Origin of the sequence: Natrialba taiwanensis DSM 12281 (genome assembly GCF_000337595.1) — an archaeon.
GTDB classification, from domain to species: Archaea; Halobacteriota; Halobacteria; order Halobacteriales; family Natrialbaceae; genus Natrialba; species Natrialba taiwanensis.
The window spans coordinates 39,771-64,148 of the sequence record NZ_AOIL01000032.1 but is presented as its reverse complement, the minus strand read 5'-3'; the positions used below and the strand labels follow the sequence as shown (position 1 = coordinate 64,148).

Annotated in this window: 25 protein-coding genes; 10 read left to right on the top strand and 15 right to left on the bottom strand. The window is 59.7% G+C overall.

Features of this window, described 5'->3' with window-relative positions:
• Positions 1 to 25: 25 nt before the first annotated feature.
• Positions 26 to 910, top strand: coding sequence for a DNA adenine methylase (locus C484_RS09275; protein ID WP_006825677.1), 885 nt, complete (start codon positions 26 to 28; stop codon positions 908 to 910).
• A gap of 158 nt (positions 911 to 1,068) precedes the next feature.
• Here the strand turns inward: C484_RS09275 and C484_RS09270 are convergent, their stop codons facing one another.
• On the bottom strand, positions 1,069 to 1,521 hold the full coding sequence (locus tag C484_RS09270) for a helix-turn-helix domain-containing protein (RefSeq protein WP_049915223.1): 453 nt from the start codon (positions 1,519 to 1,521) through the stop codon (positions 1,069 to 1,071).
• Between the two features lie 324 nt (positions 1,522 to 1,845).
• Between C484_RS09270 and C484_RS09265 the strand changes: the two genes are divergently transcribed.
• Positions 1,846 to 2,652 carry a DUF1801 domain-containing protein gene (locus C484_RS09265; RefSeq protein WP_006825675.1) on the top strand — a complete coding sequence of 269 codons (807 nt, stop codon included), beginning with the start codon at positions 1,846 to 1,848 and terminating at the stop codon, positions 2,650 to 2,652.
• Positions 2,653 to 2,760: 108 nt separating this feature from the next.
• Here C484_RS09265 and C484_RS09260 read toward each other — a convergent pair whose 3' ends face one another.
• Positions 2,761 to 3,207, bottom strand: coding sequence for a DUF6691 family protein (locus C484_RS09260; RefSeq protein ID WP_049915247.1), 447 nt, complete (start codon positions 3,205 to 3,207; stop codon positions 2,761 to 2,763).
• An 83-nt stretch (positions 3,208 to 3,290) separates the two neighbouring features.
• On the bottom strand, positions 3,291 to 3,785 hold the full coding sequence (locus C484_RS09255; RefSeq protein WP_006825673.1) for a YeeE/YedE family protein: 495 nt from the start codon (positions 3,783 to 3,785) through the stop codon (positions 3,291 to 3,293).
• A 291-nt stretch (positions 3,786 to 4,076) separates the two neighbouring features.
• Here C484_RS09255 and C484_RS09250 point away from each other — a divergent pair, with 291 nt between their 5' ends.
• The 4 genes from C484_RS09250 (at position 4,077) to sod (ending at position 6,643) form a co-directional block, all read left to right on the top strand.
• Positions 4,077 to 4,319, top strand: coding sequence for a sulfurtransferase TusA family protein (locus C484_RS09250; protein ID WP_006825672.1), 243 nt, complete (start codon positions 4,077 to 4,079; stop codon positions 4,317 to 4,319).
• Positions 4,320 to 4,323: 4 nt separating this feature from the next.
• Positions 4,324 to 4,971 (top strand): DsrE/DsrF/DrsH-like family protein, encoded by a 648-nt coding sequence (locus tag C484_RS09245; protein WP_006825671.1) that lies wholly within the window; start codon positions 4,324 to 4,326, stop codon positions 4,969 to 4,971.
• 24 nt (positions 4,972 to 4,995) lie between these two features.
• Entirely contained in the window at positions 4,996 to 5,697 is a 702-nt protein-coding gene (locus C484_RS09240) for a DUF2270 domain-containing protein (RefSeq protein ID WP_006825670.1), read from the top strand.
• A gap of 343 nt (positions 5,698 to 6,040) precedes the next feature.
• Positions 6,041 to 6,643 carry a superoxide dismutase gene (sod, locus tag C484_RS09235; protein WP_006825669.1) on the top strand — a complete coding sequence of 201 codons (603 nt, stop codon included), beginning with the start codon at positions 6,041 to 6,043 and terminating at the stop codon, positions 6,641 to 6,643.
• Positions 6,644 to 6,737: 94 nt separating this feature from the next.
• Here sod and C484_RS09230 read toward each other — a convergent pair whose 3' ends face one another.
• The 4 genes from C484_RS09230 to C484_RS09215 all read right to left on the bottom strand — a co-directional run bounded on the left by C484_RS09230 (position 6,738) and on the right by C484_RS09215 (position 11,068).
• Positions 6,738 to 7,700 (bottom strand): winged helix-turn-helix domain-containing protein, encoded by a 963-nt coding sequence (locus C484_RS09230; RefSeq protein WP_006825668.1) that lies wholly within the window; start codon positions 7,698 to 7,700, stop codon positions 6,738 to 6,740.
• A 146-nt stretch (positions 7,701 to 7,846) separates the two neighbouring features.
• Positions 7,847 to 8,239, bottom strand: coding sequence for a hypothetical protein (locus tag C484_RS09225; protein WP_006825667.1), 393 nt, complete (start codon positions 8,237 to 8,239; stop codon positions 7,847 to 7,849).
• A gap of 146 nt (positions 8,240 to 8,385) precedes the next feature.
• On the bottom strand, positions 8,386 to 9,864 hold the full coding sequence (locus C484_RS09220; RefSeq protein WP_006825666.1) for an amidohydrolase family protein: 1,479 nt from the start codon (positions 9,862 to 9,864) through the stop codon (positions 8,386 to 8,388).
• Between the two features lie 103 nt (positions 9,865 to 9,967).
• On the bottom strand, positions 9,968 to 11,068 hold the full coding sequence (locus C484_RS09215; RefSeq protein ID WP_006825665.1) for an MFS transporter: 1,101 nt from the start codon (positions 11,066 to 11,068) through the stop codon (positions 9,968 to 9,970).
• Between the two features lie 419 nt (positions 11,069 to 11,487).
• On the opposite strand from C484_RS09215, the gene C484_RS09210 reads away from it, so the two are divergent.
• Both C484_RS09210 and C484_RS09205 read left to right on the top strand, forming a co-directional pair.
• On the top strand, positions 11,488 to 11,826 hold the full coding sequence (locus C484_RS09210) for a hypothetical protein (RefSeq protein WP_006825664.1): 339 nt from the start codon (positions 11,488 to 11,490) through the stop codon (positions 11,824 to 11,826).
• A 282-nt stretch (positions 11,827 to 12,108) separates the two neighbouring features.
• Positions 12,109 to 12,570 carry a YqaA family protein gene (locus tag C484_RS09205; protein ID WP_006825663.1) on the top strand — a complete coding sequence of 154 codons (462 nt, stop codon included), beginning with the start codon at positions 12,109 to 12,111 and terminating at the stop codon, positions 12,568 to 12,570.
• Positions 12,571 to 12,649: 79 nt separating this feature from the next.
• Here the strand turns inward: C484_RS09205 and C484_RS09200 are convergent, their stop codons facing one another.
• From C484_RS09200 to C484_RS09165, 8 genes are all read right to left on the bottom strand, one after another.
• The gene (locus tag C484_RS09200) at positions 12,650 to 13,486 is read right to left on the bottom strand and encodes a dihydrolipoamide acetyltransferase family protein (RefSeq protein ID WP_006825662.1); all 837 of its coding nucleotides are present in this window, start codon (positions 13,484 to 13,486) and stop codon (positions 12,650 to 12,652) included.
• A gap of 35 nt (positions 13,487 to 13,521) precedes the next feature.
• Complete coding sequence (locus tag C484_RS09195; RefSeq protein ID WP_006825661.1) at positions 13,522 to 13,785, bottom strand: lipoyl domain-containing protein; 264 nt, start codon at positions 13,783 to 13,785, stop codon at positions 13,522 to 13,524.
• Entirely contained in the window at positions 13,782 to 14,816 is a 1,035-nt protein-coding gene (locus C484_RS09190; protein ID WP_006825660.1) for an alpha-ketoacid dehydrogenase subunit beta, read from the bottom strand. Before C484_RS09190 ends, C484_RS09195 begins: the two co-directional genes overlap by 4 nt.
• On the bottom strand, positions 14,816 to 15,829 hold the full coding sequence (locus C484_RS09185) for a thiamine pyrophosphate-dependent dehydrogenase E1 component subunit alpha (RefSeq protein WP_006825659.1): 1,014 nt from the start codon (positions 15,827 to 15,829) through the stop codon (positions 14,816 to 14,818). Before C484_RS09185 ends, C484_RS09190 begins: the two co-directional genes overlap by 1 nt.
• A 302-nt stretch (positions 15,830 to 16,131) precedes the next feature.
• On the bottom strand, positions 16,132 to 17,001 hold the full coding sequence (locus C484_RS09180; RefSeq protein WP_006825658.1) for a universal stress protein: 870 nt from the start codon (positions 16,999 to 17,001) through the stop codon (positions 16,132 to 16,134).
• 128 nt (positions 17,002 to 17,129) lie between these two features.
• On the bottom strand, positions 17,130 to 17,921 hold the full coding sequence (locus C484_RS09175) for a class I SAM-dependent methyltransferase (RefSeq protein WP_006825657.1): 792 nt from the start codon (positions 17,919 to 17,921) through the stop codon (positions 17,130 to 17,132).
• A 276-nt stretch (positions 17,922 to 18,197) separates the two neighbouring features.
• The gene (locus C484_RS09170) at positions 18,198 to 19,352 is read right to left on the bottom strand and encodes an MBL fold metallo-hydrolase (RefSeq protein ID WP_006825656.1); all 1,155 of its coding nucleotides are present in this window, start codon (positions 19,350 to 19,352) and stop codon (positions 18,198 to 18,200) included.
• Positions 19,353 to 19,463: 111 nt separating this feature from the next.
• Positions 19,464 to 21,896 carry a heavy metal translocating P-type ATPase gene (locus C484_RS09165; RefSeq protein ID WP_006825655.1) on the bottom strand — a complete coding sequence of 811 codons (2,433 nt, stop codon included), beginning with the start codon at positions 21,894 to 21,896 and terminating at the stop codon, positions 19,464 to 19,466.
• A gap of 235 nt (positions 21,897 to 22,131) precedes the next feature.
• Between C484_RS09165 and C484_RS09160 the strand changes: the two genes are divergently transcribed.
• Together C484_RS09160 and C484_RS09155 are read left to right on the top strand one after the other, a co-directional pair.
• On the top strand, positions 22,132 to 22,728 hold the full coding sequence (locus tag C484_RS09160) for a TetR/AcrR family transcriptional regulator (protein ID WP_006825654.1): 597 nt from the start codon (positions 22,132 to 22,134) through the stop codon (positions 22,726 to 22,728).
• Positions 22,728 to 24,224 carry an MATE family efflux transporter gene (locus C484_RS09155; protein WP_006825653.1) on the top strand — a complete coding sequence of 499 codons (1,497 nt, stop codon included), beginning with the start codon at positions 22,728 to 22,730 and terminating at the stop codon, positions 24,222 to 24,224. Before C484_RS09160 ends, C484_RS09155 begins: the two co-directional genes overlap by 1 nt.
• The last annotated feature ends 154 nt before the right edge of the window (positions 24,225 to 24,378 follow it).

Genomic DNA, 24,378 nt, shown 5'->3' with positions numbered 1-24,378 from the left:
AACGGCAGGGCCGAAACAAACCGCTGTGACTACGTCGGTATTCCCGTATCCCGGCGGCAAATCCTACCTCGCCCCGTGGATTATCGACCACATTCCGTCCCACAGGTGCTACGTCGAGGTCTTCGGCGGCAGCGCAGCCGTTCTCGTCACCAAAGACGAGAGCCACATCGAAGTCTACAACGACCGTGACGGCGATCTGGTCCAGTTCTTTACCACCCTCCGCGAGCGCGAGGACGAACTCGTCGAGTGGCTCCAGCAAACGCCCTACGCCCGCGAACAACACGAAGCGTGGAAACGGGCGTTTTACGACGGCGAGCGACCTGACGACCCCATCGAGCGCGCCGGGCGCTTCTTCTATCTCCGATACTCCCAGTACGCCGCCAAGTACCGAACCGCGTCCGGCTTCGCCGCCGCCAACCAGCGAAACAAGGCCCGCAAGTTCCGCAACGCGACCGAGCACCTCCACGAGTTCGCCGAGCGCTTTCAGAACGTGCAGATCGAGAACCTCGATTACGCCGATTTCATGACCCAGTACGACGGGGAGCAGACGTTCTTCTACGCCGATCCGCCGTACGTCGACGAGGGCGATATCCTGTATCGCCACGGCGAGTTCGATCACGAGCGATTCGTCGAGACGCTCCGTGAACTCGAAGGGCGGTGGGCAGTGTCGTATCAGCGGTTGCCGGAGCGTCTGGAGGAGTATACGGTCGTCGAACAGGACCGCCCGCAGTTTATGAACAAGCAACACGACGACGCGAGTCGGTCGACGGCGGCGACGGAGCGACTGGTGATGAATTACGAGATCGAGGAGACGGGACGCTTCCAGCGAGGTACGCAGACGACGTTACCGGGGACTGGCGGCGGACTCGGCCAGTCCGATACGTCCGACCGATCCGATCAGGGCGAGTAGCGTCGACCGTGAGTAGTGTTACTCATGGCGGCTAACGGGGACCGTCTCGACTTCACAGGCGATCATCCACGGAGAGGACAGCATTCGGAGACCGCCGTGCGGATATCCCGGAGATGGGGAGTACCGGGTGATAGTAGTGAGGACAGCGAGCACGACAGCTACTGGTCGGGAGACGCAACCGGTTCAGATTCCGAGTCCGACTCTGACTCCGGTTCCGGTTCCGGTTCCGGTTCCGGTTCAACGGCGTACGTCTCGCTGAACTCGGCGATCAACTGGCCCATTTTCGCGTACCAGTCGTTGAGCAGCCGTTGCATCTCCTGAGAGATGTCCTCGGCATCTCGCGGGTGATAGACATGATAGTATCCGCCCTGGTCGTAGTTGATCTGCTCTTTCTGGAGGAAACCAGCCTGCAGCAAGCGGTTGACGGAGCGATAGGCTGTCGAGCGCTCACGATCGATGTGGTCACCGATTTCGTCGACCGTCAGCGGCTCCGGTTCGTCGCTGAGCAATTGGAATACCTCTTTGTCAATCTCCTTGAGGTCGTGGAAACACTCCAGCAGCCCCTCACACTGCATGTCCTGACGGAGCATTTCACTCATTGAGTCAGCCATCTGTTATCCGTACTAGGATCGCGGCGCTCAAAAGTATTCGCATAAAGAGCACAATACTGGCAGTAGAGCGACGAGAGCAGGCGAGATAGCGGGCCAGGTTCACTCGCCCGTTGTGCTATGGCAGGGACAGAATCGATCGGTTCTGTTGAAATCCTCCTCCTTATAAGGCGAGTCGTGACGATCTACGGCCCCGGTGGCAAGGATCGCTTGGAGATTGTACTCCCGTGAAGTCCGCTTTTCTGTCCCACCAGGAGGAATACGACTCTCCGCTCCCCCAGAACCGGGGAATATTGATAAGCCACTACCACATGTAGGTGAGTGACCATGAGTGTGTCTGACTCACTTACGACCCAGCGGGTCTCCGAACTCGTGATGGCGAATCGGGCAATCAGAGCACCCAACTACCGCGCCGACCACGACGAGGGGGTTCGTTTCACGGATCTGGAACGGGGGCTTCAGTGGGGTGCCGACGCCATTCCAGCCTTGATGGGCCTTTTCCGGGTCGAACAAGACGCCCGGGACGACCACCCCGACGGTTGGGTGGGCTTCGCTCGCCACTGGCGAGGAGGGACGTTGCGGCTGGACTTCGACCTGTTTTCTGCTCCCGAAGAGCCAGACGAAATCTTGGTCGTGACCGCGATATCAGGTCGAGAGGGAGAGAAAACCATCGTGGACGAGGACATCGGGGAAATCGAACTGTCAGACAAGGTTCCGACGGAGGAAGAATGGGAGGAGAAACGGAAACAATACCAGGCGGCGCGGCGGAAGGATGATACCGATGGATCGGCAGCGGTGAAGGCGTACATTGCAGCGCTGCCGGGTTGGAAGCGTGAAGTTGCGGCACAATTCGACGAGATCATTCAACAGGAAGTGCCCCATGTGCGTCGCGCCGTGAAGTATCACCAGCCGTTCTATGGCGTCGAGGACCGAGGATGGTTCGCGTCATTCAGTGCGTTCTCGAAACACGTGAAACTGACATTCGTGTGTGAAACGTACCTTGAGCCGGAGCCACCCAGCGGGACGGGTCCGGATAGACAGGCTCTGGACCTGAAGGAAGCGGACACACTGGACGAGGAGCAGGTCGCTTCCTGGGTCCGGCAGGCCGCCGATGACCCGGGGATGGGTTGGTGAGTCTCTACGAATCGAAGCAACCGTGATTTCGGGAGTCTGCATTCGGTTCCACTACTGACCGAACTTGTAGCTCCTCACGGGTTGAACGGAGCCGATCGATCGACGGAGTTAGCTAGACGCTGTCTCGGGAGTGCTCTCGGTACCGAGTGAACGACGAGTTCGCCAGTAGCCCTGTGCGTACGCGCCGAGGAACATTCCGGCGACCGCCCACAGGATCGGATAGTTGCCGATGCCGACACTCGCGTAGGCAGCGCCCGGACAGATGCCGGAGATTCCCCACCCGATGCCGAAGATCGTGCCACCGATAACGACGTTCCGGTCGAACGATTTCAGTCGGCGCGTGTACCCGGTGGCGGTCAACGGCGCACGGTGGAGGAATCGCGTTGCGACGGTGAACGTGATGCCGGTCACGACGGCAGCCCCGCCCATGACGAACAACAGCCCGAAGTCCTCGAACTGCAGAAAGTCGAGTACGACCTCCGGACGGGCCATGCCACTGATCGCCAGTCCGAACCCGAAGAGCAATCCACCGATGTAGATAACCGGGACGACCAGCGGACTGCGATTATCGGCAGTGTCACTGCCAGAACGGTCATCGCTCGCGCGCTCCGCAGGGTCCCGCCGAGCAAGTTCGGTGCTCACGGCGTCACCCCCAGTGCCTGCACCAGTTGGGCGGTCCCGATCGCAAACGCGAGAAACGTCGCCACGTTCACGACCGACGTATTCGACAGCGAGCCGATTCCGCAAACGCCGTGGCCCGACGTACAGCCCTTTCCGAGGCGTGTTCCAACGCCGACGAGGAAGCCCCCGCCGAGCAGTCGCCACCACTGTACTTCCGTCGTCCAAAGATCGCCCTGGAATAAGACTGCGTACGCGGCAGCGCCGCTGACGATCCCCGCCGTGAATACGAGCCGCCAGTCCCGTGATTGGACGTACGTAAGGCGATTGAATCGCGGGACGTCCGAGACGTACGACAGCGTCGACTCGAGGAACGTGCTCGCGCCCGCGATGATCCCAGTCGCGAGGTAGATAACTGCGGCACCGAGCCCGACGAGGACGCCGCCGAGGAGATACGGTATGATTCCCCGCGGAAAGAGTTCACCGAGTGCGAAGAGCGGGACGAAGTCGGTCATTTCAGTTCGGTCGCGTTCGCGGCAGGTAGCCGGTCATCCGAACTGACCTCGACTGTGGTCTCGAGAGCAACGACGGAGTGAGCATCATCAGTACGACCAGCTCTAGTCGGCGCGCCAATAAGGATTTTCATAGTATTCCCTCGATAGCACAATATGGATATCCATTTAGAGGGCATAAGGACCGGTAGCTAACCGAATAGATAAAATATAGATGCCGCCATGTATATAGTTTGCACTACTGTCGACACGCTTTTAGTAGTGGCTGGAGTATTGTGCAGTGAAATCACTATCATGACTGACCACGATAGCACCGAAACGCTCGACGTAACGGGACAGAACTGCCCGATGCCGGTCGTGAAGACGAAACAAACCGTCGACCGACTCGACGACGGCGACGTTCTCGAGGTTCTTGCAACGGATCCCGGAAGCATGAACGACATCGCCGGTTGGGCCGAGACGACCGACGGCGTCGAACTCGTCGCTCAAGAGGACGGAGAGACGGTCTTCACTCACTACGTCCGCAAAACGGAGTAATACGATGTGTACGGAACCCACACAACCAGCTGCCGTCGACAACGACAGGGCTGCCAGCGAAATCGACGCGGCCGACGGGAACGAACGCAGCGCCGACACCGACGAGTCACCGAGTTACAGCGAACCCCGGACTCACGTCGCTGAACTCGAAGCCCGAGTCGCCGAGATGGAGGCTGAACTCGACGACGAGGGACCACCAAAACTGTCCATCATCGCAACCAAGGGCACGCTCGATATGGCTTACCCGCCGCTGATCCTCGCCAGCACCGCTGCAGCCTTCGGGTACGATGTTACGGTGTTTCACACCTTCTGGGGGCTCGATATCCTCCACGAAGAGAACTCCAAGACGTTGGGGCTAAGTTCGGTTGGGAATCCCACCATGCCGGTACCGAATGCGATCGCTACGCTTCCAGGAATGGATCGCATGACGACGAAAATGATGAAAAAACGAATCGAGGACAACGACACTGCCACCATCGACGAACTCATCGAGACGGCCCTGGAGATGAACGTCGAGTTCCAGGCCTGTCAGATGACGATGGACCTCATGGGTTACGACGAAGCGGATTTCTACGAAGGTGTCACTGTGGGCGTCGGTGCCGCGTCGGCGGTTCAAGACATGGCGGACGCCGACGTTCAACTGTTGGTCTGATCGGACCGAATGACAGCCAGAACAATGACAGATTCATCAGCCAAAGAGAAAGACCCGATCGACGAAGCGCACAGTGAGGTGGGAGCCGGGCTACTGGAGGGGGACATGGGCCCGAGTTCAGCGATGGCCCACCTCTATCGCGGTGAGATCCATCGCATGAAATTCTGGCGGGAGCGCCTCGATCGGACGACCAACTGGGCGGTACTCGTGATTTCGGCAATTCTCACGTGGGCGTTTTCCAGACCGGATACCCCGCAGTACATACTCCTCATCGGTGTTGCGACACTGACGGTGTTTCTGGTGATCGAGGCGCGACGGTACCGAGGATACGATATCTGGCGGAGCAGGGTCAGAACGCTCCAGAAGAACGTCTTTGCCTACGGACTGGATCCGTCCGCTGAAGTGCCAAACCCGACCTGGCGGCGACAGTTGAGCCGGGACTACCGGACGCCAACGCTCAAGATTACGATGGAAGAAGCGATGGCGCACCGTCTCAGACGGGTGTATCTGCCGCTTTTCACCGTGTTGCTCGCTGCCTGGCTCGTCCGAATTACCGCATTCGCTTCCGGGTCGTGGACGACCAGCGCAGCGATCGGGATGATACCCGGCGGAGTCGTCATCGCGGTCGTTGCAGTGTTCTATCTCGGGGCGGCGGTCATCGCACTTCGCCCTCGAACGTGGCACGCGAGAGGTGAACTCCGATCGAAAGACCTTCGCAAGCGATGAGACCACTCAGGACAAGCACAGTGGATACTCGGTCATTGCTGGTGAGATGCCGGCTATCGCACGCTATTCTCGCAAGCCCATTACTCGCAATCGACGGAGCCCTCCAGCAATGATTGACTTCAAAAGTATAGCAGCCGTGCCCCGCCGCAGAGAGATAACTGAGGGCAATAGAAAGCATCCAAAACACAGCAGACCCCACATTACTGATATATATCGCATCTATTCCCGATTTCGGAGCAGATGATCGTGTTTCCGCCCCAGGTAGATATGACATTAAGGTTACTTGAATGCAGTACAGCGAACATTCATATCCGTTCCGCGTATAGTCGAGTATGCGAGAAACATGAGCAATTACGAACTACCACCGCTTCCGTACGACTACGACGCACTCGAACCACACATCAGCGAACAGGTTCTGAACTGGCACCACGATACGCACCATCAGGGCTACGTCAACGGCTGGAACAGCGCCGAAGAAACCCTCGAAGCAAACCGCGAAGAAGGCGACTTCTCCTCGTCAGCGGGAGCAATCCGGAACGTAACGCACAACGGCTCCGGCCACGTCCTCCACGACCTCTTCTGGCAGTCGATGAGCCCGGAAGGCGGCGCAGAGCCGACGGGCGACCTCGCGGCTCGCATCGAGGAAGACTTTGGCTCCTACGACGCCTGGAAGGGAGAGTTCGAGGCCGCTGCCTCCGCTGCGGGCGGCTGGGCGCTCCTCGTCTACGACTCCTTTAGCAACCAGCTTCGCAATATCGTCGTCGACAAGCACGACCAGGGCGCTCTCTGGGGCAGCCACCCGATTCTGGCCCTCGACGTCTGGGAGCACTCCTACTACCACGATTACGGCCCCGACCGCGGCGACTTCGTCGATAACTTCTTCGAGGTCGTCGACTGGGACGAGCCATCGACCCGCTACGAGCAGGCCGTCGAACACTTCGAGTAAACCGGTACGTGGGCATCGTTCCGGTCGTTATTTCTTCGTTTTTCAGTTTTCAGCAGCAATTACGTTGCAACACGCTACTCGATAGGCAGAGCCATCACTGGGAGGCCTGTTCACCAACAGTCGTTTCGATTACCGAAACCGTCTCGTCGAGCCGTACCACGAGTTCGTCTCCCGCGCAGGGAAGCGTCAGTTGAACGCGAAGCGGGTCGTCCGAAACGATCGTCGTCTGCGTGTCGCTTACGCACCAGTCGAATTGCCAGAACGGGTCGGTGTTCAGGTCGACGCCGCGCTTGGAATGGAAAACGAGCACCTCGGCGTTGTCGAGCAGGGTGAGCCCGACGGTCGATTGGAGTTGGTAGCCACAGCGTTGACAGACGTGGGTGACGGCGACCTCGCGGTCATCGGATTCCGGATCGCGAACGAGACTGGTCTCGACCGCGCCGGTGCATTCGGGACAGACCCCGTCGGCGGCGAGGCAGTAGTGGTGGCGGACGTAGTGGTGAAACGCCTGGAGGAACTCGTCGGGCGATCGGTCGTCGAGGCCGCCGGTCGGGAACGGATACTGCACCTGAATCGTCCCGCAGTCGGTACAGCCGATGGTAAGCGTATCATCGACATACCAGCCGTGAAGTGACCCATCACAAGCATAACACGACCCATCAACGGGGAAAAAGCCCAGCTTCGCACGATCGGTGAGTGTGCCGCTGAAGATCGAACTGACGACTTTCCGTCCCGGATGGCGGAACTCGTATCCGCCGTCGCTCTGCGTGATGAAATGGCCGGTGAGTTGGTTGAGATGGTAGCTGAAGTTCGCACTGTCCTGCATATCGACTTCTTCGAAGAGAGCCGTGAAGCTGACGGGAGCGTCGTCCGCGCCGAGTTCGAGGAGCGCCCGGAGGATGGCAACTCGTGTATCATTGCCGAGAATCGAGAATACTTCCGCAGGGAGCAGCTGGGATTCAGTTCGGGCGCTGGACGCTGACTCGAGTGTCCGATTCCGGTCAGCGTCCGTCCCTGATTCCGCACTGGAATCGACAGTCCGGTCGGAGTGGCTCATACGCGTCTCATTAGTGACCCAACGATAAAACCTGTCGGAGATACTGAAGAGAAAGACGAGTTCCGGTGTGCGGAGAGAACGTGTGCATGAACTCGTCCCGTTACTCGGAGAGAAGCCGGTCGTCGGAGTGGTGATGGGGAGTTCCGTTAGTTCTCGCTCGCTCGTCTGAAGAAGACGATAGCGGCACCGAGCAGCGTTAGATTTTGGAGGAAGGACGTGAGTTCCTCATCGCGTGATTCCGAATCGACGGCCCAAAAGTCGTGCATAACCGGTGTCACTCCCGCAAGGAACGCCGCAACGCTTCCTGCGGAAAGTTTCGGGAATTTCCAGGTGCCGATACCCAGACTGCCACCGAGGAGGAGCCCGCTCGCCGCCGGAACAAGCCTGTCCGCAGACGGGACCCCCTTGGCATCCGCATAGGCGATACGCCCCTCCAGATCGGTCAGGTTTCGAATCGCGAGTATTGCGAGCCCACCCGCAAAGAGGAGTCGGCCGAATCGAGACGGTGTCCCATTGTCTGTCGCGTCGGTCTCGGACATTATCGGACTTCAGGAAGGCTACCGGGTTAACTTCCCCTCTTACCGAAGCCACTGCCGCTACTCCGGTTAACAGGAAATATTCCCTGCGAGAAGCGATGGACGCTCTGGGTCGGCACCTACCGACGAGTTCGGCAGGTCGAAAGCCCTCAGTGGAGATCGCTTTCTCGAAGGATCCGCCGTCCCGACTGCACGAGCTGATCGCGGTGTTTGCTCGCGGGATCGTTGTACAGGACGCCGTCTTTCTTGACGATCCGTCCGTCGACCAGGACCGTATCGATATTCGCAACGCCCGCCTGAAAGACGACCGTTTCGACCGGATCGTGGACCGGCGTCGTATTGATATCGGTCGTCCGAACGAACGTGATATCCGCTCGCTTGCCGGGCGTCAGCGAGCCGATCGTGTCGTCGAGTCCGAGTGCTCGAGCGCCGTCGATCGTCGCGAGTTCGAGCGCGCGTCTGGCGGATAGCGAGACCGTTTCGATCTGTTCGTTTTGCTCGACGGTCGGCTGGGCATCGAGGGCGCGCTGGACCTGCAGCGCCGTTCGCGTCTGCGTGAACAGGTCGCTGCTGACGTTCGAGACGATGTCGACGCCGACGGCAGGTGTCGCGCCTCCATCGATAGTTTCCCGGAGTGCCGGCATTCCCATGCCCATCTGCATTTCGACCTCGGGAGTCGTCGATACCGAACCGCCGGAGTCGCCGATACGATCGAACTCCGCTTGCGTCAGCCGATTCGCGTGAACGTAGTTGAGGTCGTCGCCAAGGAGTCCGAGTTCGTCTAGCGTCGCGACGCCGCCGGGACCGAGCGAGCCGATGTGCATCGAGGCGGGAATTCCGAGTTCCCGGGCGAGTTCGATGTCGTGCGTGACGATTTCGTCAGTCGAGTAATCCGGGCCACGGATCCCCATCGCCAGCGTGAGTCGTCCGTCGGGCGAGGGAAAGCGCTCGCGGTGAAGCCGGCGGATATCGTCCGGATGCGGTTCCGTACTGTCTTCCCACCACGTCGCGCTGTCGTCCCCGGGCGGTCCGTGAGCGAAGACTGCGCGGATGCCGGCGTCTTCGAGACCGTCTATCGCACGATCGGTGTGTGACGGCGAGTTCGCGATATGAAACCAGTCGAGAATCGTCGTCGTTCCGGCGTTGAGTTGGTCGACGGCACCGAAGAGGTTCCCGAGGTACGCATCGGCGGGTCGGTAGTGACGACTGATCTCTCCGAGCATCGTTTCGAGATACTCGGAGAACGACCAGTTCCCCGCGATTCCGCGAACGCCGGCTTGCCACGTGTGCAGGTGCGAATTGACGAATCCGGGAAGGACGATCGCATCCTCGGCGTCGAGGTGGGCAGCGCTCGGCTCGTCGATCGACTCGTCGATCCGTTCGATCGCTCCGTCCGCGATAAGCAGGTCCGTATCGCGGAGAATACCGAGGTCGGGATCAACCGTAACGAGCGTCCCGTTTTTGATCACGATCCGGTCGGGGTTCCCCCGGTGCTGATCGGAACTCTCCGGCCGTGCTGTCGCAGTTGCGCTGTCGATAGCGCCGATCGAAAGTGCCGTTGCACTCCCGAATTTGAGGTAGTTTCGGCGCGAGATACCGTGGCGTTCAGTGTCGTTCTGCTTGTTCATGGGCTTGCAGAACTCGAGTTTAGGCGCGGACAGAATAGTAGTTCAGTTGGGATATCTCAAATGAACTCGAAAACACGATAGATTACGAAGAGAAAACTAGGCCCTATGAGTGCGCTACGTCCGGCATCCAAACCGTCAGACCGATGACGACCGCCATGATCACGGCTAAGGCGAGATATCCCTGATCGAAGTATCCGTGATCGGCGATTATCCCAAAAATGACCGGGCCGCTAGCAGCGAGCGACGCTGACACCGTTCGGACGACGCCGAGTCCTGCCCCCTGCATTTCGTCGGAGAACGAATCTGCGAGAAACGATTGGGTCACCGCGCCGGTCCCGAGCATCGTGCTGATGAGCGCGGTGATTCCGACGAGGAACCAGACGGTATCGAGGAGCGGAAGGAGGAAGAACCCCGCAACTGCCGGCAACAGGATTCCGACGAGCGATTTTCGCATTCCGATGCGATCGTACGCTGCGCCTGCTGCTGGCTTGACGAGCACACCGACGGCGAAAAAGAACCCGAAGAGGACGCTCGCGGTCGACGAAGAAAGTCCCTTGACCCGAATGAGATACGTTGGGTAGAACGCCGTGAACGACTGCCAAATGAACATATAGAGGAACAAAATTCCGGTCATAAGCCCTATCGACGGCGTTCGAAGCTCTGTGAACACCCCGAGTGTGTCACTGATCGATTGCGATGTGGATGCCCTCGCCCGTGTCGACTGTGGAGCAGACGTCGCAGCGATAACGATGCCAGCCAGAAGAAGAAACGGTGTCACAAACCCGATCCCGGCCTGCCAGGCAACCGCTGCAGCGAGCGTGCTTGCAATCGGTGGAAGTACCGTTTGTCCAATATCACCGGTCGCCATCGTCACACCGAGGGCGCTTCCGAGCCGCCCGGAGTACAGGTTCGAGAGAAACGTGATCCTGGCGATCGGGTACAGCGAGTGACCGAGTCCCCAGATTGCAGTGGCGAGAAACAGTACCACTGCTGAGGAGGACGTAATCACGAGACCGAGCGCCGCTGCGACGATAACCGTACTCGTCGCCATGAGTGCGCGCTCGTTGTATCTATCGGCGAGCATTCCCCCGGGTAACTGGCCGATCGCCGCAAAGAACCACAGAACACTCACCAACAGGCCGGAAACCGCGAGGCTCAGCCCGTATGCGATCTCGAGATCAGGAATAATAATAGGGTAGACCATCCGCGTCCCATTTAAGAGCCCCCAGCCGACAGCAACTCCGGCAAGCGAGATTCCTTTTCCGTTACCCCACAATGCCGTCACTTCTCGTTTAAAGATAGTCCGAACATTCATTGAAGAGCGTATACGCGAAGTCTCGCCCAAGAGGCCATAGTAGCTGGTTTCCGCCGCCCATCTTTCCTCTTCTCAACGAACTAACTCCACGGTTATCGGGGAACAACGACCGGTACCCGCTATGGGCACGAGTTCGGCTCTGGCGAGCACTCGCGTAGAGAGCGAGAGCCGGGTTCTGTCAGCGAGCCGCTGACTGCGGTCTCCTGCACTTCAGGTGGCCGCTGATATCGGCCCAGCGTGACTCGTTATATGGCCTGTCGAATTGCAGGTCAACGCATAGAACGGGTCCCGACTAGAGCAACGTACTCATGGCAACCGTTGAAACGGTCCTCTCGTCACTTTTCAGCACTATTCCCGAACTTCATTCGGGCCAACTCGGATTGCTCGCGGGTGTCCTCGTCGGCGTGCTCTATTGGCACGGGTACCGCCAGTCCTCGATTTGTCTCCTCACCCTGTTCTATTTGCTGGCGCTGGGTATCGTTCCCGCTTCGACGAGAGGGCTTACGGTGGTTCAGGCCAAGCCGTGGTACTTCTGTTCGCTGCTGATTATCACCTCGATCGGCGCGATTAGCGGACGTGTCGTCTGGACGCGGCTATCGCTCTCGAACGAGCCTCGATCAGTAGAGATCGAACGACAGGATTTCTAACGCGATTATCTATGCTTGCTTGCGGAGCCACCGCTTGTCTGGAAACCAGCTCGGATCAGCCCCGTAGAAGCCCGAGAGTGCTGGTAGCAGCCTCGTTCTCGTGGAAGGAAAGCTGCGGTAGATCGACGAAGACGAGACGATATGCGGATACTCGCTAGATGAAAATGATCATAGTGATTGCTACTGAAGAATTTCGCAATGGCAGTATCCGCCCCATTGGTCCTCTTTCTTAGCGGTGGTGGTATCGAGGCGTTCGTTGAATCGGTGACAGGCTGGCCAGGAATGGGGATTATCTTCATCTACTCGTTTCTCATCGCATTTGCCCTCCCAGGCCCCAGCGAGGTCGTTCTCGGCGTCCCACTTGATCTCGGTCTCCCCGCGTGGGGACAGCTCGGGAGTATTATGATCGTAAGTGCGACCGGAAAGGCTGCAGGAAGCATTTTCGCGTTCCATATCGGACAGGAAGCCAAACAAGCCGGGCCGCTTATTCGGTGGTTACGCCGATCCAGATGGAACATACTAGAGTGGTCAGAGAAACGCTCAGTACAACTCGCACAACAGTACGGGTACGCCGGGCTCGCGATTGCGCTGTCCGTGCCTTTATTTCCCGATACGATATCGATATACGCGTTCGCCGCGCTCGAAACGAACTACGTGCGGTTCGCTATCGCGACATTTCTGGGAAGCCTCGGGCGGCTGCTCGTCACGGCTGGCTTCGTTGGGTGGCTCATTACGGTATTTTAAGGCACTCCTCTCACCTCGGCCATCCTAAGCATCGTGGGTCGTCCCAAACATCGTTCGAAAGAACACGGTCACCCGACGATCAGCCCGCAGGCACGAATCGATCCGAGTTTTCCACGTGCTCCGCAAACGTTTCGAGGAATCGAGCCGCGTCTGCGCCGTCGACGAGCCGGTGGTCGAAACTCAGGTCGACGGGCAACTGATTGCGGAACACGACGCCGTCAGACCCACGCTGTGCGCGCTCGCGGATCCGGTTGACGCCGAGAATCGCAATCTCCGGCGGATTAATGATCGGCGTGAACGAGTCAACGCCAAAGACGCCGAGATTCGAGACGGTGAACGTGCCACCGCGAAGATCGCGCATCGAGTACTCGCCTTCCTGACTGTCTCTTATACACATCTCTGATGNCGCTCTTCCGATCTGAGCAATGAGGGATTTCGAATCGAGATGACGGAGGACGGGGGTCACCAACCCGGCCTCGATATCGACGGCGATACCGATATTATGCTCTTCGTACAGGACGTGCATCTCGTCTTCGAACGTCGCGTTAAAGGTCGGATGTTCGGCAAGGGTCGCAGAAACTGCACGGAGTACGAGGTCGAACACGGAGATGTCCACATCGAGGGTCGTCGCTGCACTCTCGGTTGCCTGCAGGAGTGGTTCGGCGTCTATCTCCCGGCTTACAGTCACGTGAACCGCGTTCCGAGAACTCTCCTGGAGACGGTTCGCAATCGTCTGTCGCATTCGAGACAGTGGCCGCTCCTCGGAGACGGTCCGGCCGAGATGGGATTCGGAGGCGTTCGTCGCTGGTGCATCGTCGGGCCGGGTTGAATCTGGGTCCGGATGCGGGCCCGGGTCTTCGTCTGAATCGGGATCTGGGCCGGTATCAGTGTCGGTGTCTGGATCAGTGTCAGTCATACTCTCTGGAAACGGGTTCTAGACGAGCGACGGGGCTAGTCACGGCGAATCCAGGCGATCGTCTCGCCCTTTTCGAACTCGTCGTCTTCGTCGAGGGCGATCTCGTCGAGGATGCCGGACGCCGGTGCCGGCACGTCGACGCTTACCTTTTCGACCTGGAATTCACAGAGGGGATCGCCCTCGTCGACGCGGGTCCCCTCGCTCGTGAACCAGTTGACGACGACGCCCTCGTCCTCGTCGGTATCCGCGGGCCAGACGTCGACCGTCTCGACGGCGACGCGGGGAGTGTTCGAACTCATTCGTCCGATCGAACGCGTCGAATCGCCGCCGTGATATCGTCGGTGTCCGGGACGACTTCGTCCTCCATCGGGCGCGCGTAGGGTATCGGGACGTCCGGAAGTGCAACCCGTTCGACGGCGTCGAGAGCGGCGAGTTCAGCTTCAGCCACCCCTGCGATGATTTCGCCGGTGAGACCGTACGAACGGTAATCTTCGTCGACGACGACGAGTCGACCTGTCTTCGCTACCGATTCACAGATCGTTTCGATATCGAGCGGAACCAGCGTCCGAAGATCGATGACTTCGGTATCGATCCCGTCATCGGCAAGCGAGTCGGCGGCCGCAAGCGCACGGTGGACGTGCAATCCGAGTGTGACGACGGTCACGTCAGCACCCTCACGTTTGATGTCGGCACGGCCGAACGGGATCGTGTACGCCTCCTCGGGGACGCCCGTTTTCGGGCCGTCCGGTGCGGGGAGCCACCCGATACCCATCAACCGCTTGTGAAACATGTAGACGACCGGATCATCGTCACGGATCGCAGTGTGTAGCAGTCCCTTTGCATCGTAGGCCGTCGATGGGACCACAACCTTCATTCCCGGCAGGTGAGCGAACGTTCCGTAGAGCGTCTGGGAGTGCTGTGCAGCGTCGTTATACGTCCCGCCAACGGCGGCGGTAAGAACCATCGGAACGGAAACGGCTCCCCCACTCATATAGGTATTCTTCGCCATCTGGTTGTAGATCTGGTCCATGCCGACGCCGAAGAAGTCGACAAACATGAGTTCGGCAATCGGCCGCATCCCCTCCTGTGCGGCACCGACCGCAGCACCGATGTACGCCGTCTCGCTGATGGGCACGTCCATGATACGGTCGGGGCCGAACTCATCGAGAAGTCCCTCGGTGCTATCGAAGATGCCGCCGTAGTCCGCGACGTCCTCGCCCATGTAGAAGACGGCATCGTCCTCGCGCATTTCGTGGGCGATCGCTTCGACCATTGCCCGGCTCATCGTCAGCGAGCGATCCGTCTGTCGGTGCTCCTCTTGCTGGGCCATCAGTCCTCACCTCCCGTGTCCGCGACGGACGGAGCGCGTTCCGGGTCCTCGGACGGTGGCGACGAGAACACGTCCTCGTAGGCCGCCGATGGCTCGGGTTCGGGTTGTTCTTTCGCCCACTCGATGGCGTCGTCGACGCGCTCGCGGGCGCGAGAGCGGAGTTCATCGAGCGTCTCGTCATCGATATCGTTGGCTCGCAGTTTCGTTTCGAGACGTTCGATCGAGTCTCGCCGGGTAGCCGCATCCTTGTCCGCATCCGGGCGATACCCTTCTGCGTCTCCCATGAAGTGACCCATGCGCCGATGGACTTGGACCTCAAGTAGCGACGGGCCGTTTCCGTCGCGAGCGCGTCCGATGGCGTCAGTAGCGGCGTCAGAGATTGCGACCACGTCGTCGGCGTCGACGCGAGTGCCTGGAAGATCGAATCCGGCGGCCCGTTGCACCCCGTTCGTGACATCGGTGACGCGTTCTTTCGGCATACTGATTGCCCAGTCGTTGTCCTCGATGACGAACACGACGGGCAGGTTCTGGACACTCGCCAGGTTGAGCGATTCCAGAAACGCGCCCTGGTCGATCGCACCTTCGCCGAGGAAGGCGACTGCGACGCTGTCAGTATTTCGTTTTTTCGCGGCCAATCCGGCACCGACCGCCGGCGGACAGCCCTCGGCAATGATCCCGCTACACGCGAAGTTGACGTTGGGATCGAAAAGGTGCATGTGGCCGCCTTTGCCGCCGCTGAGACCGGTCTCTCGCCCAAATATTTCGGCGGTCATGGCTTTCAAATCGATGCCCTTTGCAATCGCGATGTGGTGCGGGCGATGGGGCGCTGTAACCGTATCCTCGGCTCGCAAGTGATGACAGACGCCAACGCCGGATGCTTCGTGACCTGCCGCGAGATGCAGTTCACCCGGAATCGGACCAGCGGAAATATCGAAGGCGGGCTGTTTTCCCTCGAGGTACTCCTCCTGAAGCCGTTCTTCGTAGTAGCGCGCCATCACCATCGTTTCGTACATGTCTTGTAATTCGGTAACACCCAACATGGTCCCGCTACAACTGAGGACGTGATTCGCCAAATAGCTATGCCAAATAGTCGTTCAAATTCACAAAACAGATTCTCTGCAACAGCAGGACCTCCCACCAATTCCGATACTCGATTCAACTGAGAGAAAGAACTCGAAAGTGGATACGCGGGACGGAGGTGATATTGCGCCACGGAGTCGGGATCGGAACGAGTTCAGAACGCTGGCAGGGCGCTGAGAGGGGCGGCCGCTGTTGTCCGAGCCGTCGCGATTCGACGCTCCCGGTAGGGAGGCGGTCAGTCCGGGTGGGCGACAGTCATGACTGGCACTGGAGCAGAGCGGACTGTCTTTTCGGCGACGCTTCCGAGCAGTATTCGTTCAGTGCCGCGTTGTCCCGTCGTTCCCATGACGACGGCGTGGATAGCGGTCGACTCGATGGTGTCGAGAATCCCATCGATCGGCGTGCCGCGTTCGATGTGCGTGACAACGTTGGAAATGCCGCGTGCCTCCGCCTCCGACACGATGTCGTTGATTGCATCGGTTGCGGCCTGTTCGCTATCCAGCCCGGAGACTATCGATCCGAGACCCAGTTCAAGGAGCGTCTCATCGACGACGGACAGGACGTGGACGGTTGCATCGAGTGACTCCGCGATCGAGAGCCCGTAGTTGGCGGCGTGCGCTGCGGCGGCGCTCCCGTCCGTTGGAAGGAGGATAGTCTCGTAGGGGAACGTCAACTGCTCGTCGGGTTGCATCCGTACTGTAAGCACCGGAAGCGAAGCGAGACGAACGACCTTCTCGGAGACGCTCCCGGCCAGATATCTCGAAATCCCGTCGCGACCGTGGGTTGGCAGGACGATCAGGTCGTGCTCGTAGCGGTCGGCGTACTCGACGATCGTCTGGGCTGGATTTCCCTGGACGACATCGGTGTCGTACGGAACGCCGAGACTATCCAAGGTTTTCGCCGCTTCATCGACGATCTCGTCACCTTTCCGAACGAGTGCGTCGACGACCTGGCCGTCGACGACGGTGACGCTATCCCGAGTCGTGTCGGCAACGAACAACACGTGGAGCGTGGCATCGGCCCAGTGTGCGACCTCGGCGGCGTGATGAATCGCCTCTGCAGCCCCGTCGCTGCCATCGAACGGAAGGAGGATATCTTCGTACATGCTCACGAGAGGGGATACGACTGCCATCGCTACAAACTTTGCACCAAAATGGTCGACTAGTTGATTAAATTACATGAGGTCTCTCACAGACTATGGGCGCTTTGATTCGATAAGAACAGTGTATAGTTTTACCGGTCGTCACTACTCTGGGTCTTCCGAGCAACGACGCGAAGCCGCCGATAGTCCGCGATCCACGTCCCGTCCTGGAACTGGGCCTCTCGAAGGCGATCCTCAACGGCGGCGATGACCGTTGACTGTTCATCATCGGGGATCGTAGACAATAGACTGTCACCAAACATGCCGAGCCAGTCTGCGAGTCCATCGGTCCCGTTATCGAGTTCAGTCGGTCGGTCGAAGAGTGTCGCGTAGCGCGTTTCGAAACCGTGTGATTCCAGTTTCGAGGTGTATTCGCCGACACTCGGGAAGTACCATGGACTCTCGACATCGTAGCCGCGTGCAGCCGCTTCGTCACGAACTGCGTTCACAATGGCAGCGACGTTTCCTGTCCCACCAAGTTCCGCGACGAACCGACCACCGGGAACGAGTGCGTCGGCGACCGACTCAAGAACGGCATCCTGTTCAGGAATCCAGTGGAGGGCTGCGTTGGAGAACACGGCATCGAACGGATCGTCGAACGAGAAGTCCCGGGCGTCCTCGTTGACGAATGTATACTCGGGATAGGTTTCGTGGGCCGTCTCAACCATCTCTTCAGAGGCGTCGAGGCCGACGACAGTTGCTCCTGGCTCGGCAATTCGATCTGTAAGGTGGCCAGTCCCACACCCGAGATCAAGTATCCGCTCCCCGTGCTCTGGCTCCAGTAGATCGACTACCCCTTCACCGTACTCAAAGACGAAGGAGTGTCCCTCATCATAGCTATCGGAATTCCACTTGTTCGCGGGCTTCTCGTCCGGTTTGCCCATACAGATCGCTACTCTATACATATACTTCTACCTGTTGAAATAATAGGTGTTGCTTCCTGTTCCACCAATCTCGGCCATACACGTGTTACGGAGCGCTTCTAGACACGTAACACAGTGATTGTCGTGTGACCGGTATATAGCGCGCATCAGTCACGGCGCTGTGAATCAGCACCAGTATTGATAGAACACCGATTGATACAGTCGCATACCTACTTATCGGCCAATGCACCGTCGAAGTGGCTGTAATCAACACCGCGGGAAGACTTCGATACCCGCCTAGTTGGCCGCGCAGTTGTTCGGGCCGAGTTCGAGTTCAAATGCCGTCGCGTCATCGAGTGACTCCGCGCCGAGATTGGCGGCGATGATCGTCTCGTAGTTGGCCGGTCGCGGGGGCAGATCCGCGGCGACGAACTCGACGAACTCGGTCTCGTCCATCGACAGTGCAGCCAGCGTTTCCGTCAGTTCGCCGAGTGTCGCAGTGACCGCCCCACCGTCGGTCGGTACTGCGGAATCGCTACTGTGTGCGGGGGCCACGATCGTCTCGGCCGGCCGTGCCGATACTGTCCGGGTCAGCGACCCGTACAGAGTCCGGGCTGCGTTTCTGGCCGCCGCAGGGTCTTCGAGGTCGGGGCGGGCAACGCTATCCGTGAAGAGTCCGTCGCCAGTGAACAGCACGTTCTCGACCTCGTATGCGGTCATTCCCGCCGTATGCCCGGGCGCGTGAATGACGTCGATGTCGACGGTGCCGACCGAGAGCGTGTCGCCGTTTGCGACGGTATCGAAGGCCACATCGTAATCGACGCCGCGGGCCGCAGCAGCCTCGGGTACGACTGCCGTCGCCCCAGTCCGACCGGCGAGTTCACGAACGCCGGAGACGTGATCCGCGTGGATGTGGGTATCGAGCGCGTACCTCAGTTCGGCATCGAAGGCCCGCACATCCCGCAGGTACTCGTCGGTAAACGCCCGTAGCGGATCGATAACCGCGGCTTCGCCGTCCGAAACGACGAGAGACGCCAGACAGCCGCTCGAGGGGCGTCGATACTGTGCTATCGTTGCATTACTGTCGGTGTCGAGCGTCGTGAACTCGTAGACGCGCGCCCAGCCTCGCATCCCGTGTTCGAGATGAGTGCTGTCATATCCCGCCTCTTCGAGGCGTTCAGCGACGAGTTCGCTGGAGTCGCCTTTCGCACAGACGACCGTGATAGGCTGGTCGTCAGGAAGTTTCGCGTGGAGTGTGTCCGGAATGCCCTCCAAGAGTTGGAAGTAGGGGTAGTGAACGACCTCGACAGTGGGACCGTCGATGTGCCACGCGTCGAAATCCGCTGCCGAGCGGACATCGAGGAGGAAGACGTCCTCGTCGCTGTCGATCCGCGCATGCAGTTCTGTCGGCGTGGTCGATTCGATCGAGTCGGTGACACCAGTAGCTGTCATCGTCGTCCCACACTACAGACAGCACACAGATAAGGGTTTGTATAGAAAACCACATATTATACAATACTACTCGGCATTGGCTGGCGACGACAGCGGCGGAAGAGACGCGAATCAGTCTGCCGGTTGCGGGGACCGAGAACTGGAGACGCCGGGGAGACTCGGGCGGTCCAGATCGGTTCGTCGAAGGAACTGCGCGTTGATCGCGACGATGACCGTACTGAATGACATGAGCAACGCGCCGACTGCAGGCGAGAGGAGGATGCCGATCGGGGCGAGGATACCCGCCGCGAGCGGGAGTGCGAACACGTTGTAGCCGGCGGCCCACACGAGGTTCTCCTGCATCTTTCGATAGCTTGCCTTGCTCAATTTGACGAGGCGAACGACATCCATCGGATTATTCTGGACAAGAATAATATCCGCTGACTGGACTGCCACGTCCGTCCCGGAGCCGATAGCGATGCCGATGTCAGCCCGCGTCAGCGCGGGCGCGTCGTTGACGCCGTCGCCGACCATCGCGACGGACCGGCCCCGTTCTTGAAGCGCGGCGATATTCTCGTCTTTGTCCTCCGGCAGTACTTCGGCGAAAACCGTGTCGATACCGAGGTCGTCGGCCACCGCGGTGGCAACGTCCTCGCTGTCGCCGGTGAGCATCGCGACTTCGATCCCGAGTTCGTGAAGCGCGTCGACGACCTGATAGCTCTCTTCGCGAATAACATCCGCGAGTGCGAACGCAGCGATCACTGTTGCTTCAGTACTTTCGACGTCGCCGCTCGTTCGAGCCGCGGGTTCGCTGCGCTCCTCCTCGTCGGTCGCCTGTTGTGTCGCGTTCGGTTGGTCCGAGGAACGACCGGGAGCGCCCTCGCGCACGAGATAGACCACGGTCTGTGCGTTATCGCCGGCGCGTTCCGCGAACGCGGTTAACTCGGACGGCGCTTCGACATCGAGTGCAGAGAGGAGGTTCGGACCGCCGACAGAGACCGTGTCACTGCCGACAGTTGCCCGCACACCGCGACCTTTGAGCGCCTCGAAGTTCGTCGCCGTTCCCGCCGCGACAGCCCGTTCGTCGGCGGCCTCGCGGATCGCCTGAGCGATCATGTGTTCCGAATCGCTCTCGACAGCAGCAGCGAGCGCAAGGGCATCGTCTTCGGTGACGCCCTCGACGGTTTCGATACCAACGACACCCTGTTCGCCCCTCGTGAGGGTGCCCGTCTTGTCGAAGACGATCGTATCCAGGTTGCGGGCTCGCTCCATGGCGACCCGATCTCGAATCAGCATGCCGTTTCGTGCGGCGAGTGACGTGTTGATCGCGACGACGAGGGGGATGGCGAGCCCGAGCGCGTGCGGACAGGCGATTACCAGGACGGTGACGACTCGTTCGATAACGGCGGCGTCGAACGAAATCGCGACGGTCCACGCGATAGCAGTGACGATTGCCGCAGCCAGGGCGACGTAGAACAGCCATCCCGCTGCGCGGTCGGCGAGTTGCTGTGTTCGAGATTCGCTCTCCTGGGCCTCCTCGATCAGGCGCATGATCCCTGCAAGCGTCGTCTCGTCGCCTGTCGCGCTGATCCGAACGCGAAGGCTGCCGTCGCCGTTTAACGTGCCGCCGATTACTTCGTCACCCGGTTCCTTCGACACCGGCTTTGACTCGCCAGTGATCATCGACTCGTTCACGTCGGAATCCCCCTCTTCGACAACGCCGTCGGCCGGCACGCTCGCTCCGGGTCGTACGAGAACGAGGTCGTCCGCAGATAGATCGCTCACGGGGACTTCCTCAGTATCGCCGTCGTCGGTGAGCCGTTCTGCCGTATCCGGCAGCAGTTTCGCCAGTTCGTCGAGCGCACTGGAGGCTCTGCGAATGGAGCGCATCTCGATCCAGTGACCGAGCAACATGATATCGATGAGTGTTACGAGTTCCCAGAAGAACGTCGACGCGGACGGGAAGACGACGCTCGCGAGGCTGTAGACGAACGCGACGGTGATCGCCATCGAGATGAGCGTCATCATCCCCGGCGTTCGGTCCGCGAGTTCAGGGACGGCCATTCGAAGGAACGGCACCCCGCCGTAGGCGAAGACGATCACCGCGAAGACGGGTGTGAGCCACTGGCTGCCGGGGAACGCGGGGACGGAGAAGCCGAGCCACGCCTGTAGCGTCTCGCTGTAGAGCAACACCGGGATCGAGAGCAGCGTCGAGACGAAAAAGCGTCGCCGAAAGAGTTGTTCGTGGCCCGCATGCATCCCGGATTCACCACTGTGACCGGTGTGCTCGTCGTGAGCGTCGCGGCCTCCGTGACCGCCGGCTGATCGCCCGTTGTACTGCTCGTCGACGGTCCGGTGGCCCTTACTGGCGTCATCGGCCTCGGATTCGAGTATCGACTGTTCGACGCCCGATTCCTCGCGCTCGGCGTCGGGTATCGCGCGTTCGTCGGTCCGGTCATGAGTGTCTCGCTCGTCGCGAGCGTCGCGAACTGCACGATCCGGATCCGAATGAGGACCGGAGTCAGTAGTGCCACCGTCACCCGGTTGATCGCTGTGATCGTCCATACGACAGCCTCACCGGTACGGCTACACGCTCGCAGGTGAAAGTTTCCGGCTTGCGCTGGCCACAGTGCAATCGGTTTCGCTGCGAGCGGACGACGAACGAGACGACGAGTAAACGAGAAGAACTCGTTTCCCCTGAGACACAGCCACGTGCCCTCGTCATGGGGTTACACGACATTGCGGTACCGGTTTCCGAACCCTTTTGACTGACCAGTTAGTAAGTCCTATACCAACCGACATGGATGACGATACAGCAAATGAAATACTAGATGGGACATATCGTGCCCTTTGTAAACACGGTTATGCAGAGCTTACACTGCAGGATATCGCCGATGAGACGGACAAGAGCAAGGCGTCGATTCACTACTACTACGACACGAAAGAGGACCTCTTTACGGCCTTTCTGGAGTTCCTGTACGGCCGCTACACCGACAAGGTAACGGGGGTCACCGGAGCGTCCCCGCAAGCGCGGTTGTTGTCGTTGCTCGATGTCTTGCTTGCAGACGGAGAAGACGGTCCGGATACGGAGTTTCGGACCGCGATGTTGGAGATACGAGCGCAAGGCCCGTACAACGACGGGATACAGGAACAACTCACCAAATTCGACGAGTTCCTGTACGAGGAACTGCACTCGATCATCGAAGCGGGAATCGAGCGCGAGGAGTTCAACGAGCACGTCGACCCCGATCTCGCGGCCGAGTTTCTGACGACGATGATCAGCGGCGCGCACACGCGCCGCGTCGCCGTCGACTACTCGATGGATCGACTCCACGAGACGGTGCGAGCGTACGTTGAGCAACATCTCTCGCCCGAACCCCTGGAGGTGACTCACTGATGGGAGTCCGGCAGTTCGTCAGTAAGTTCTTCAAGGGCCCCGACGAGTTCGACCTCACCGAGGGCGGGATCGGCAAGCCGTTGTTCTACCTCTCCCTGCCGATCATCGTGCAGAACCTGTTCCAGGTCACGTACAACCTCGCGGACACGTTCTGGCTAGGGAGACATAGTACGGCGTCACTGTCGGCGATCACGTTCGCGTTCCCGATGGTCTTTCTGATGATCTCGCTCGCGCTCGGCCTCTCGGTTGCCGGCAGCGTCCTCGTTGCCCAACATATCGGTGCCGGAAACGACCGGAAAGCCGAGTACGCGGCCTCTCAGACGATGGCGTACGCCGCCGTGGCGTCCATCGTACTCGGTGCGATCGGGTTCATCTTCGTCGACGATTTCCTCGTGATCCTCGGGACGGGCCCCGAGATTTCGTCGCTGGTCGCGGACTACATGCGGGTCTACTCGGTCGGCCTCGTCGGGGTGTTCGGCTTCGCCGTGTTCATGGCGCTCATGCGCGGCTACGGCGACACGATCACACCGATGTACGTGATGGGCGGCTCGGTCGTCCTCAACGTCGTGCTCGATCCGGTGATGATCTTCGGCTTCCAGAACAATCCCCTGTTCGGCTACCTCGGGGCCACGGGCCTCGAAGCGTCGCTGTTCGAACTGACGGGCTATACTGGGACGGGAGTCGCCGGTGCCGCAATCGCGACGGTATTCTCGCGGGCGCTCGCATTCATCGTCGGACTGGCGATCATGTTCCGCGGGAACCGCGGCGTCCGAATCCGACTCGGACAGATGGTTCCCGATCTCTCGTTCGGACGGAAAGTCATCGACATCGGTCTGCCGGCGTCGATCGAGGGAACGGCCCGCTCGCTGTCGATCACCCTCCTGTTGTTCGTCCTGGCGATGTTCCCCGAGGAAATCAGCGCCGCCTACGGGATCGGGACGCGAATCTTCTCGGTCATCTTCCTTCCGGCGCTTGCGGTCTCCCAGGGGATCGAAACGATAACCGGACAGAATATCGGCGCGGAGAAACCCGATCGGGCCGCTGAGACGAACCACTTCGGCGCTCGCGCGATGCTGGCCATACTAACCGGTCTCGGAATCATCACCATCCTGGCTGCACGGCCGATCTCGTCCATCTTCACGGACAACCCGACGGTCGCCGCGGAGAGCGCATCGTTCCTCCGATATACCGCGCTCACGTTCGGCTTTATCGGGGTCATGCGAGCCTACACGGGCGGCTTCCGCGGTGCCGGGAAGACGCTGTTTGCCGCCGTGATCTCGGTCGTGACGCTCGGACTCGTCCGCTTGCCCATCGCCTGGATCGGCGCAGAAGCGATCGGCGCTACCGGCCTCTGGATCGCGTTCCCGATATCGAACGTCATCGGCGGCGTCATCGCGTACTTCTGGTTCAAGCGCGGTACCTGGCGGGAGGCGTCGCTCACCGGATCCGATATCGGCGCAGACGTTCCCGGCTCGGAGACGCCATCCGACGACTAGTACCAGTAACCAAACTGCTTTTGTTGACGGAGTCAGACAGGTAACGAGACAGAGCATACAGATCGGAATCCGGATCTATAATACAAAACGTTGTCTTCTCACGGGTACTATTTCCAGACAGAACACTATTAGTGCTCGAATAGAATTATTCAAA